Below are 12,121 nucleotides of genomic sequence, written 5' to 3'. Positions count from 1 at the left end.
AAACTGTTAGCCCAGTATGCAATCTACTTCGAAGCTAACGTACTAACTTCGGAGGCAAAATACGAAGGAAGTGCATTGTAAGGATTAGCTCCGGTTTGATCCGAAATGTACTGATACTGCACATACGGCGCATTGGCGAGTTCGGTTGCCGCGCTGAACGTAGGAACTCCATACGATATATAAGCAAAATTGGACGGCGCGTAGGTAGCGTGCCAACCACCAGATAGAAAACTGGTGGTCGGATAACCTGCTTGTTCAAAGATAACGATGGTCGAGACGGTGCCTATGTAAGAGGGCAGTGTGTCGCTGCCGGGATTACCGATGGTGGTCAGCATACCTAAGCTTTTTGCGTACTGAGTCAGCGCGCTGTAGTAGGACTCGAATCCGCTGGAGTAAGCCATTTCGTCAAAAAACATACCAGTCGTGCCATACCATTGTACGTATTGCGACATTTGCGCTTCCATCGAAGTGAGGCTTTGCCCACCGGAATTGGTTGCAATATAGCCGTACACGATAATGCCCGCTGCCTTTAATTGCGCAACAGCTGCTGCGTAAGTTGGATCAAGTGAGTTTCCCGGGCCGTTATTCGGGTTAATGATGGCGACGATGGGAACAGTCGGATTTGCAGCTTTTGCGCTAATGATGGCATTCCACGTTTTGGTGTCTGAAGGGTCTTCATATAGAGGAACCAAAATGCTGGCACCGGTTGGTGTCACCGGAGGTGTGGTCGGTGGAGTTACAGGAGGCGTTGTTGAAGACGCTGGGGAAGAGCTGCTGCCCCCGCCGCCGCATGCAGTTAAGGCAATGAGATTGATTGCTAATAATAAAGAAATCAGTAAAGGCGTTTTTTTCATTTGAATTCTTTAGTTTTGGAGGGTATTTATATACCCTCCTTATTTTTTTAAAATGTTGATGTATCCAGGTGCAACCCTCATTGCACCTTAATTATTCAAACCAGGCTACCAAATATTAACCAATTTGTTGCTAGGGCGTAATGGTGATTTATCAGCAGGGCAGTTAAATGCCGCAGTAAATTCAGGCATATTGGCGATTGGGCCTAACACCCGCGCATATTCTGGTGCGTGCGGATCAGTAGCTAATTGCAGGCGCAATTGTTCTGGGCGGGTTAAGCCACGGAAGCTCTGCGCGTTAGCGACGAAGTAACGCTGTTCCGGCGTTAAGCCATCAATCAATTCAACTTGCGGTTTGCCTTTTAGCGCAGTCCTCAGAGCTTGCAAGGCGATTTTCATGCCGCCCAAATCGGCAATGTTTTCACCTGCAGTGAGTTTGCCGTTGATGTGCAGATTGTCGATAGGATTGAATTCATCAAACTGTTTTTCAATTGCGCTAGCGCGTTGAATGAAGTTCTTTTCATCTTGCTTAGTCCACCAGCTTTTTAAATTTCCGTCAGCGTTAAATTGGCGACCTTCGTCGTCAAATGCGTGGGTCATTTCATGGCCGATCGTTGCGCCGGTGTTGCCGTAATTACTGGCTAAATCCGCGTCTAAATGGTAGAGCGGCGGTTGCAAAATTCCAGCCGGGAATACGATTTCATTCATGGTCGGGTTGTAATAAGCATTAACGGTTGGCGCGGTCATGCCCCATTCGTTGCGGTCAATCGGCTTGCCGAGTTTGGCGATCATGCGTTTGAACTCAAACTGATTGGCACGCATATTATCGTTGGCGTAAGAGTCGGCATCAATGACTAAAGCGCTGTAGTCACGCCATTTGTCCGGATAACCAATTTTGACGTTAATCGCATCGAGTTTTTTGATCGCTTGCAGCTTGGTTGTCGCGCTCATCCAGGCAAGGTTGTCGATACTTTCGTGCATGGCGACTTTAATATTGTTGACCATTTCCAGCACGCCGGCTTTGGCAGCCGGGCTAAAGAATTGCGCTACATATAATTCACCTAAGGCATCGCCAACATTTTTATCGATATTGGTCAGCACTCGTTTCCAGCGTGGTTGTAGTTCTTTGGTGCCTGCTAAAGTGCGGCCATAAAAATCAAAATTCGCATTCACAAACGCTGTCGACAAATCATTGGCTGAAGCATTGACTAAATTCCAGCGTAAATAAGTTTGCCAGTCGGCGATTTTGACATTCTTTAACATGTGTCCCGCTTCAGCAAAAAACTTGGGTTGGGCAACATTAATTTCGCCTGGCGCTTTTAATCCAATCTGATTGAAATAATTAGTCCAATCGGTACCGTGATCTATTTTGGCTAAGCCAGCCAAGGTCATTAAATGATAAGACGCTTGCGGATCGCGCAATTCAATTTTACTCATGGATGCGCGCGCAAGGCGGGTTTCCATGCTTAAGACAATGGCCGCGTTATGTTTGGCGACTTCCGGTGTGTCGCCCAATAATGAAAACATTTTTTCTAAATGCGCGCTGTATTTGCTGCGAATTTCCAATGTTTTAGCGTCGCTCTTTAAATAATAGTCACGATCCGGCAAGCCTAAGCCACCTTGTGCCAGTTGCGGTATATAGCGCAGGGTATTTTTGGCGTCCTGGTCGATGTAGAAATTAAATAAAGGCGCTGCGCCAATTTGATGCTGTTGCGCAATCGCGTCCATTAATTGTGTTCGGGTTTGTATTGCAGCTATTTGCGCCAAGCCTTCAGCTAATGGTTTTGCGCCGGCCGCTTCAATGCCTGCTTCATCCATGCCGCTATGGAAATACGCGCCAACTATGCGCTGCGCTGGTGTTGCCTTGTCCGGATTTTTTGCGGCGTTTTCAGCGATTTTTTTTAAGGCGCTTAAATTACGCTCAGTAACTTCGTCATAGGCGCTATAGCGTGAACGATCTTCCGGGATTGGATTATCTTTGAGCCATTGCCCATTTGAGAATTCAAAAAAATCTGTGCAGGGATCGGCACTGCGGTCCATTGTTTGCGGCTCAATCACCAGGCCATTCACAAAGCCACTGGCAGCTGAAAAGCTTGGTGCGGCAAAGCATAATAATGCAGCGGCAAAACCAATTTGCAAGGGAGTTTTTTTGAACATGGGAATCATCTTTATAAGTAGGTAATCGCACCGATTGCCTGTTTGTTGGGCAGATGGAGGCTATCTGTCGTTTGCTTGATAGCATGTTTTAACAAGAATGCATTTTAGAGGCGCACTTGATTGCTTGTCAATCTAGGGGCGAATGTAGAAAAGTGCTAAAAATCAATAATAGTTATTGACGTTTGCAGCGCGCAAACGTAGAATGCGGGTCTTCGGAGTGTAGCGCAGCCCGGTAGCGCACCTGGTTTGGGACCAGGGGGTCCAAGGTTCGAATCCTTGTACTCCGACCAAATAAGTTTGTAAAAAAGATCGTCGTTGACGGTCTTTTTTTACGCCCGTTATTTTTTGCTGTTGTTGATTGCAACGTGAAAAAATGAAACGGATTGAAGTTAGTAAATATGGATAGAGTTCAGTTAGCTTGTTCATATGGAAAAAAGCAATGCGCGTCACCGAGCTTACGTGTTTTGTTAAAATAAATAACGATAGTTATTGACGTAACGCCAGTTGGTAACTATAATTCTTGTCTTCGGAGTGTAGCGCAGCCCGGTAGCGCACCTGGTTTGGGACCAGGGGGTCCAAGGTTCGAATCCTTGTACTCCGACCAAATTTAAAAAAGATCGTCTTTAGACGGTCTTTTTTTTCGTCTAAAGATTTTTCTATTCGCCTCGCCTTTTCATCCTGATCATTTATTTCACAATACCACTTAAATACCTGTTGACGCGCCATTTTAGGGAACTTATGATTGCTGCTTTCATGGGAGTAATCATTGATTGCCAATGTTGCTTTGATTAGCTAGTAACCCTCAATAACGTCATCCTCGCGCAGGCGGGGATCCAGTGCACGAAGTGCCGGCAACATTTGTTGGTGCTCCTGGATTCCCGCCTGCGCGGGAATGACGATTAAGCTTGATTGAATTGCAGTCTCCGCATGAGGTAACCAACAGATTGCTCAACATTTAACAAAGTAGCGTCAACAAAACCACCAGAAAGAAGAAATGATGAATCAAGAGCTGCGTAAAAAAATAGGCCAATTATTTATGGTGGGTTTTGATGCATTGGAAGTGAATCCACATATTACCCGGCAGATTCAAGAGCAAAAGGTCGGTGGGATTATTTTGTTTCGCCGTAATGTGCAGTCGCCAGAACAAGTAGCGGCGCTGTGTCGGAATTTGCAGGAAATTAATGCCGCCGTTAGTGATATACCTTTGTTAATCTCCATTGACCAAGAGGGCGGAATGGTGATGCGGGTTGAGCAAGGTGTTACGCCGATTCCTGCAGCGATGGCTTTTCAGGCGGCGGGTTCGGTACAAGAGTGCGAACAACTCAGCCGGATTAGCGGCGATGAAATGCGCCAGATCGGTATCAATATGATTTTAGCGCCGGTATTAGACGTGAATAATAATCCGCTCAATCCCGTGATTGGGGTGCGCGCTTACGGTGAAGATCCCGACACAGTAATTAAATATGGCATGGCCGCGATGCGCGGGCTGCAATCTGCGGGTGTGATCACTACCGCCAAACACTTCCCCGGTCACGGCGATACGTCCACCGATTCCCATTACTCGATGTCGCTGGTGCCGCATGGCAGAGAGCGTTTAGACGCCATGGAGTTACCTCCATTCAATGCAGCAATTGCGCAAGGCGTGCACGCTATTATGACGGCGCACGTGGTTTTTCCTGCGATTGAATCTGAGCCTGATTTACCGGCAACGTTGTCCAAAGCGGTGCTGACGGATTTATTGCGTGGCGAATTAAAATTTAACGGTGTGATTATTTCTGATTGCCTGGAAATGGCGGCGATTTCTGACGGTGTCGGCGTAACGCAAGGCGCGCTGGCTACCTTGCAGGCGGGTGCTGATATTGCGCTGATTTCACATCTGGAAGCGCGTCAGCAAGTGGCGATTGATGCCGTCGTGGAAGCGGCCTTGTCAGGCACTATTTCGATGGAGCGAATTGATGACGCTTACCAGCGCGTGCAGCAACTCAAGCAAATTACAGCGGTCAGCGAATGGCGTAATGCGCCGATTAAGCCAGTAGGTTTAATGCAACCGGAAGCGTTGGCGCTCGCGAAAAAAGTGCAAAAAGCCGCGTTGCGCGTGCAAGGTGATTTCCGCCCGTTGAATCTGCAATTGCCGGTAACGCTGATTACGCTGGAAGTACGCTTGCGCAGTGAAGTGGATGAGGCGGTGGTGGCACGTAATAAAGAAGCACGCAGTTCGATGTTGCCGGCGCTGCTGGAGGCTGGAGTGAATGTGCGTGAATTCGCGTTGTCTTCGGAAGCTAAGGACGCAGATGTGGCGGCGGCTATTGCCTTTGCAGAAGGCGCGCAACAAATTGTGCTGCAAACTTACAACGCAATGTTGGTTTTAGGCCAGCAACAGCTATTAGCGGCGTTGCCGCACGATAAAATGTGGTTGGTTGCAGGTCGTTTGCCGTATGATCTCGACCTGGCTCCGAATGCGCAAGGCCGATTAGCCGCATATGGATGTCGTCCAGCGGCGTTGACCCCAGTAGTTGAGAAGTTAATCGGTGCTTGATTCGCGTTTACCACTTTTTTAATTATTGACTAAGCTTAGAGAAGGGCAATTTGGTTGGCGATGGCATTGTTATCGCCCAAGTTGCCCGATTGTCATTCCCACGCAAGGGTGACGGTTAATCAAGGCGTATATCCAATAATAAAAAAGGAAAAAATGAAATCAGTTGTTACATCAATGTTGCTGCCGGCGTTGTTATCGGTATTAGTTTTATTCACATTGATGAGTTTTCGCGTGCAAGCTGGTAATTCGCATTATTCCGATGATGTTACTCAGCATCGTGCCGCTTATACCAATAATAATCATGGCGAAGATGGCGTTAAGTTTTCATGTTCAATTGCTCAATTGAATGAAATAGATCAACAGATGTCGGTGTATTTTATTCAGTTAGGAATTAATGCGACACTCATTCAACGTCAATTAAATCCGCAAGCGGCAAGCTTATTATTTACGTTAGCTACGCCGCCGAATGATTTTTCCACCTTGAATTTTCGCTCCCGTCCAGAAATGCAAATTCGCGACCAGCTTATTAGCCTTCCATCGGCAGGCGGATCGATGATAACTGTGCTCACCGTGTCAGAAAAAGAAATCGTTTTAGCGCTCATGCAGCATGGTCGTCTGACGGAGTTCTCGGGCGAGCAATGCAATGCTGAGACATTTATTGATCATGTCAAAATTCGTCAAAATACAGTCGCTTGGGCAGAGTTGTTGGAATGGGGCTGGCCGGATGGTGGTAAAGCCAAGTGGAATAAAAAATACTGGAACAAAGGCACGCCATTGCGCGGCGTATCGCCGTCAGTTGCGGTTGCGGATGCGTTTGAAAATCAAAATAAATATTCAATCGGTTGTTATACAGCGACCAAATTGGTGATGGTGCAAGGCATTTTAGATTATTACCATCGCATCAAAAAAAGCCCGCATGAACTTGCCCGAGTAGAGCGCCGTTTAATGGCAGATGGTGAACCGTTGGTGAATATCGAGCCGCGCGCATTCTGGTTTTTTGAGGAAGACTTTGATGCAAATCGCTTATGGGAAAACGGTAAATTACTTGAAATGCGCTACAACATCCCACCTAGGAATTTTGTGCCGGGTGATTGGGGCTACATTTTAAATACGGATCCTAAAACTAAAAATAAAATCGGCTATGAAGGATCTAATGCGATTTATTTGGGCCGGGGTCAATTTGATGACTATTACAACGACCACAATCATTCTTACTTGCTGCGCGAAAAACTCGATGAAGTTTATCAGTGGCGCAACAAGGTATTTAGCCGCTCCCGTGATATCGATAAAGTTTTGCCTCTCACCGAAGGGGAGATGAATGCGCTGGAGTCCGCGCCAGATCAGGGCGGCTTGATTATGGACACGCGGGCGTTTTTTATGATCTCGCCATCGTCCTCTGAAACGCTGCATTGACCCGATTTAGGGCGTAGCGTTTGAGATGATAACGCAAGGTGATTAATTCACATCTTCGTTATCATGAATATTCTCAGCAGCCTTTTTAATATTAATTTAATATCTGTTTGGTTAAATTTTTGTTAACGAAAGGCTACCATTATGACACTTCCAGCATTACGCCGACTAACCTCGTTGCTAGTACTTTGTGGGGCTTTAGCGCCCATTACATTGTTGAGCGCTGCCAATGCCTCAGAGGTAAATCTCAGTAAACCGGCTATTTTATTAGCGCAAAATTATCATCCCTCAATTAATCTGGCAGATTATTTGGTCAGTGAAAAGCTGGATGGAGTCAGGGCGATTTGGGATGGTAAGGCTTTGCGGTTTAGAAGCGGGCAGGTTATCAACGCGCCAGCTTGGTTCGTCGCAAAACTGCCTGCACATGCGCTGGACGGTGAGTTATGGATGGGGCGTCGTAGCTTTGATCGCGTATCTGCCGCCACTAGGCGGCTTGTACCGTTGGATGCCGAATGGAAGGCCATTACTTATCAAGTAGTCGAGTTGCCGGGTGGTGCTGGTACTTTTAGCGAACGGTTGCTAATGCTGAAATCTTCAGTCGCTAAAATGAACGCCCCGTGGCTGCAGGTGCCAGCGCAATTTACGGTGGTTGACGACGCTGCTTTGCAATTAAAGTTGCAGAAAATTGTGCGTGCCGGAGGAGAAGGGCTGATGCTTCATCGGGCTGATGCAGTTTGGCAAACCGGCCGTTCTGAGGTGTTACTTAAATTAAAAATGCAATTGGATGCCGAAGCGAAAGTCATTGCCTACTTACCTGGCAAAGGCAAGTATCTGGGCATGATGGGTGCATTAGAGGTAGAAATGCCGGATGGAAAACGCTTCCGGTTAGGAACCGGATTCAGTGATGCGCAACGTCGTACTCCACCAGAAATCGGCAGCATGGTGACCTATCGTTATCGTGATTTAACGCCGCAGGGTTTGCCCAGGTTCGCTAATTTTTTGCGGATTCGGGAGATTGAATAGAATTAAAAAGAGGCTGTCGCTAACGGTTTGTCGGCCTACTCAAGCCCCCTAAATCAAAGCATCTAAAGAAGCTGGGCTGTTTATACGTTAGCCCAGTATCTCCGGCAGCATGCTAAGTGCATGCGGATGACTTTCCTGTTGCGATGCTATTCCTAGTTCATTAATTTGGTGTCTTTACCAATCACCGTCAAATCAACAAAATGTGATCCGTTATGATTAGTTGGGCTGAATTTAATTTCAAAACCGCCCGCATCATATTTGTTCATTCCTTCTAAAGCGTGAATGAAACTAGTGCGAGTTAGTGAGTTTCCCGCACGTTTTAGTCCTTCCACAAAGGTTTTAGCTGCTATAAAACCTTCCAGGCTGACAAAATCAGCTTGGCGATCTGGTTTGGTTAAATATAATTTTCGGTACTCTTTCACTATCGCAGTAATTTCCACTCCAGGTGCTGGAACCACTTGTGAAATCATTACACCGCGTCCTTCGGCACCAAGTTCCGAGGATAATGCCTGAGTGCCGACAAAAGAAATATTCCAGAAGATAGGGCTAACCGTATTATCTTTTTTCATTTCCTTGATAAATGCAGCGCAGGATTTATAGGGAGAAATGATCACAACGGCTTGTGGGTTGGCTTTTTTGATTTGCTCCACCGCTTTAGCCACATCAACACTATTTCGTTCTACTGTGGCGACCGCGAGCACGTCGATTTTGCGTAGTTTTAATGCGCGTGTAATCCCTTCTAAACCAGCTTTGCCGTAGGCGTCATTTTGGTAAAAAACGGCGATACGATTTAGGGATAAGGTCGTGCTATGTTGAATAATCTTTTCAGTTTCTTCAAAATAACTTGCGCGTATATTAAAAATGTAACGATTAAACGGTTCGCGTAAAGATTGGGCACCGGTTAGTGCACCAAAAAATGGAATTTCAGCGCCAGTTACTAAAGGTAGTGCTGCGTTAGATGTTGGTGTTCCTACGTAGCCAAATAAAGAAAATACGTTTTCTTTATCAATCAATTGATGCGTGTTGGCGGCTGCATTATCGGGATTGTAGCCATCGTCCAAGCTGATTAGTTTAATTTGGCGGCCATTCACGCCACCTTGCGAGTTGATGTGATCAAAATAAGCTAACGCTCCATCACGCATGCCAATTCCTAATTGTTGCGCGGGACCCGTAAATGCGGCGGATTGCCCGATCGTAATCGTGTTGCTAGTGACGCCATTTTCGGCGTGGCAAAGTGCCGACATGCTGAACAACAGCATGGTTAAATAAATTGAAATTTTCATGGGATTTAATTCGAGAGGTGTATTTCTGTGCTTAAATTTTGAGCAGTTCGAAGTGTATCTGGTTCTGCAGCTGTTTAGCGAAAAATATGCTCGAAACACGCGAAAATATTCGCTAACTTAAGGTTGTGCTATCAAAAAAATTGTGAAAATTGGCATGCTGCTAAGTTCGTTAGCTTAATCTTATCTAAAGGTAGTGCAAGTAATTGCTATCGCACAAAGATGCTAGGTATAAGGAGTTTTGTGTAAACCATCATGGCGAATGGAAAACCATTTCTTACCAAGGGTAGAAATTTCAGATGGAAAACGCTGCCGGTTAGGAACTGAATTCAGTGATGCGCAATGTCGCATCCCACCAGAAATCGGCAGCATTGTGATCTAGCGTTGTCGTGAATTAGCGCCGCAGGGTTTGCTCTGGTTTGCTAATTTTTTGCGAATTCGAGAAATTGAATGGGAATTAAATTGTGATGTAAATGGTGTGGCTTAGATCTGATTTTATAAAGTGTGTCAGATCAAATCGAAGCCACTGCATATAAAAGGCTACTTAGTTAAATTGCTTCACTTGAACAGTCAAGATGGTGTCGCTTTCTGAGCCGCTCATCTTGGTGATAATTTCCGGAGGGCGTACCGGAAATCCAGCCTGTGGCAGGCCATAAGTTTCATCGAGTACTCTTATTTTAAATGATTTTCCAGGCTCAAATTGCAAGGCGATATTTATTCCATCATCTGGCATGCCCAGTGTTCTTAGCCGCCATTTAGATCCAGAAATTATTGAAAAATCCTGCCCTTGTACATGCGAATTCAATACTTCTTGGCCTTCTATCGTTACATATAAGCGAGGCGCATGCCGGGCTGATTTGATCTGGACGACCACGTTGCGCAGATTGTCCGTGACAACATCTTGCAACACATCGATGCCTGGTACTGGCACACCAAAGTCAGGTGCCGCGCTGGTCCAGTATTGGTGCGAACGTGATCCTTCGCCAAAAATTTCGGGCACTGCGCGCATGCTGGTTTTTTGTGGAAAAAAATTCTTGCTCCAGCTACTCAGCTCAACGTCATCAGACAACCAAAGAGCTTGGTTGGTTACGCCATCTAGTGCATAAAACACATTGCTGGGGCGTGGGTGTTCAATGTCAAAATTGGCTGTGAGTGAGCCTGCGGCGAGAAAAGCCACGCCCGCAACGACGGGGAGGGCTGGCAATAAAAATCGCCGCGTCAATAATGCAAGTAGCTGGGCTATGATGCCGAGCAATAAGGTAACGACCAAGCCAATTACCGCTGACATTTGTGGGCTTAACCCAATGAACAGCATACGTATCAGCGGCGCAAATAACATAACAGCCGGTAGTGTTCCGACCAGAAGGATCCACATTTTTGTATTGATGGAAGTGTTACGAATTCGTTCTGAACATAGTGTGAGATGCGCCACCAGTACGGCAAGTAACGGCCAGGTGAGGACAAAGCTTGCTCCCGGCATTAAAAAGCCTGATGCAACGAGCAGTACTATCCAGCACAACATCGCACCAAGTCCCAGTTCCAGTGGCCTGAGCCAGCGTGCCAAGCCTGATTGGATTGCACCAAAAAATCCAATCACGAGCGCAACAAATGCCAGCAAATACCAATGACTATTGTATGGATTTTGTAGTAGTTGATAGCTAGGGTGAAGCCAGGTTGCCGCGCCCCATAACAAGTGACAGACTCCGGCCAGCAACATCGTTATCAGCACGAAGGCAAGGGCGCCGATAAACATTCGTCCCAAGCGTACTTCAGCTTTTTTCATGTTAGCGATCAACACTAGCATGAACAGCACAATGACCAATGCAAATAAGGGAAATACCCAACTTACCGGGTAATGTATTAATCCATGCCCCGGCACATTGAAATAAACGTGATCCGAGGATTTTAGATCAATCAACGGGCGGTTGCCGAAATAGCGCACTAACGGCAGCATCATGTCCCCTTGATGCTGGAGAGTGCCTTCATTTAATAATTCGGGACGATCCAGCTGGGTGTGATAACTGCTTGGATTTTCAATCGCGGCAAAATTCATTCCCGGAATACCTGCGGCTTTGAAGTTGGTGAAATCGGTGTCATTCGGCATCAATTTGTAGACTTCATACAGCAGGGAGTTGGATACGGGATGGGTGACCGAGTTAGCAAATCCGGTAATTAATTCGCCATTGCCGATGCTGGTTTCAAACATTAAGACGGGGCCGCCGTTGCCCCGATATTCGAAATTCAACGCTAATCCAATATCCTTAACCCAAGGATTTTCTGCGGTAAATAATTCAGACCCCAGCAAGCCCGCTTCTTCGCCATCGGTAAAGAGGCAAATCAAATCGTTTTGTAAGGGAGCACCGGATTGCAAGGCTCTGATTGTTTCAAGAATTGCCGCGACTGAAGCGCCATCATCGGCAGCTCCAGCGCCACCGGGTACTGAATCATAGTGTGCTGCTAGCAATAACGCTTTCCCTGGTATTTGTCCCGGTATTCGCACCAGAATATTGTGAACCATGGCAATGGAGCCGCCACGCGAAGATTTATAGGTTCCCATTCCCGACTGAATCTGTGGCGTCAGTCCTAGAGCCTTGAGTTCGGTCAACAGATATTGACGAACTTTAGCGTTCGCGTCGGTGCCGGTTGCATGCGGTTCTTGCGCAATATGCCGTAAATAAGACATGGCTCGTGCGGAGGAAAAATCTTTAGTGGCCGCTTCTGCTGTAATCGGTTTCGGTGGTCGCTCGGATTGGATTCCGAATGCGGCTACAGCAATTAGGATAATCAGCGCAATAAGGCCAGCGACATAATTTATTTTTTGTACTACGGGAAGCTGTGTAGACATGCTTGGAACCTTATGGTGA

The 12,121-nt window shown here is 46.5% G+C and carries 7 protein-coding genes and 2 tRNA genes; 5 read left to right on the top strand and 4 right to left on the bottom strand.

All coding sequences use genetic code 11. The annotated features are described in order from the left end of the window. Nucleotides 1-23 precede the first annotated feature (23 nt). Both S2091_RS14860 and S2091_RS14855 read right to left on the bottom strand, forming a co-directional pair. The gene (locus S2091_RS14860; RefSeq protein WP_105532733.1) at nucleotides 24-854 is read right to left on the bottom strand and encodes a spherulation-specific family 4 protein; all 831 of its coding nucleotides are present in this window, start codon (nucleotides 852-854) and stop codon (nucleotides 24-26) included. Between the two features lie 105 nt (nucleotides 855-959). Next, nucleotides 960-3,008: a M13 family metallopeptidase gene (locus S2091_RS14855; RefSeq protein WP_165794998.1), complete on the bottom strand. Its 2,049-nt coding sequence runs from the start codon at nucleotides 3,006-3,008 to the stop codon at nucleotides 960-962. Nucleotides 3,009-3,221: 213 nt separating this feature from the next. On the opposite strand from S2091_RS14855, the gene S2091_RS14850 reads away from it, so the two are divergent. The 5 genes from S2091_RS14850 (at nucleotide 3,222) to S2091_RS14830 (ending at nucleotide 7,977) form a co-directional block, all read left to right on the top strand. Next, nucleotides 3,222-3,298: transfer RNA gene (locus tag S2091_RS14850), tRNA-Pro, on the top strand. 237 nt (nucleotides 3,299-3,535) lie between these two features. Beyond that, nucleotides 3,536-3,612: transfer RNA gene (locus S2091_RS14845), tRNA-Pro, on the top strand. A gap of 390 nt (nucleotides 3,613-4,002) precedes the next feature. Then, the gene (gene nagZ, locus S2091_RS14840; RefSeq protein WP_243405437.1) at nucleotides 4,003-5,544 is read left to right on the top strand and encodes a beta-N-acetylhexosaminidase; all 1,542 of its coding nucleotides are present in this window, start codon (nucleotides 4,003-4,005) and stop codon (nucleotides 5,542-5,544) included. A gap of 153 nt (nucleotides 5,545-5,697) precedes the next feature. Continuing rightward, a complete protein-coding gene (locus S2091_RS14835) occupies nucleotides 5,698-6,957 on the top strand; it encodes a hypothetical protein (protein ID WP_133166922.1) in 1,260 nt (419 codons plus the stop codon). Between the two features lie 141 nt (nucleotides 6,958-7,098). After that, nucleotides 7,099-7,977 (top strand): DNA ligase, encoded by an 879-nt coding sequence (locus S2091_RS14830; protein WP_105532729.1) that lies wholly within the window; start codon nucleotides 7,099-7,101, stop codon nucleotides 7,975-7,977. Between the two features lie 152 nt (nucleotides 7,978-8,129). Here S2091_RS14830 and S2091_RS14825 read toward each other — a convergent pair whose 3' ends face one another. Continuing rightward, nucleotides 8,130-9,260, bottom strand: a complete 1,131-nt coding sequence (locus S2091_RS14825; protein WP_105532728.1) for an ABC transporter substrate-binding protein — start codon at nucleotides 9,258-9,260, stop codon at nucleotides 8,130-8,132. Nucleotides 9,261-9,801: 541 nt separating this feature from the next. Further along, a complete protein-coding gene (locus S2091_RS14820) occupies nucleotides 9,802-12,102 on the bottom strand; it encodes a M28 family peptidase (protein WP_105532727.1) in 2,301 nt (766 codons plus the stop codon). Nucleotides 12,103-12,121 lie beyond the last annotated feature (19 nt).

This window comes from Solimicrobium silvestre (genome assembly GCF_002976435.1).
Lineage (GTDB): Bacteria > Pseudomonadota > Gammaproteobacteria > Burkholderiales > Burkholderiaceae_D > Solimicrobium > Solimicrobium silvestre.
Note: the sequence above shows the minus strand (reverse complement) of the source record. Positions and strands in the feature narration are given on the sequence as shown.

Excerpts from the sequence above, each read along its gene's own strand:
- S2091_RS14860 (WP_105532733.1), bottom strand. The coding sequence starts at position 854 with ATGAAAAAAACGCCTTTACTGATTTCTTTATTATTAGCAATCAATCTC.
- S2091_RS14855 (WP_165794998.1), bottom strand. The coding sequence starts at position 3,008 with ATGTTCAAAAAAACTCCCTTGCAAATTGGTTTTGCCGCTGCATTATTA.
- nagZ (WP_243405437.1), top strand. The coding sequence starts at position 4,003 with ATGATGAATCAAGAGCTGCGTAAAAAAATAGGCCAATTATTTATGGTG.
- S2091_RS14835 (WP_133166922.1), top strand. The coding sequence starts at position 5,698 with ATGAAATCAGTTGTTACATCAATGTTGCTGCCGGCGTTGTTATCGGTA.
- S2091_RS14830 (WP_105532729.1), top strand. The coding sequence starts at position 7,099 with ATGACACTTCCAGCATTACGCCGACTAACCTCGTTGCTAGTACTTTGT.
- S2091_RS14825 (WP_105532728.1), bottom strand. The coding sequence starts at position 9,260 with ATGAAAATTTCAATTTATTTAACCATGCTGTTGTTCAGCATGTCGGCA.
- S2091_RS14820 (WP_105532727.1), bottom strand. The coding sequence starts at position 12,102 with ATGTCTACACAGCTTCCCGTAGTACAAAAAATAAATTATGTCGCTGGC.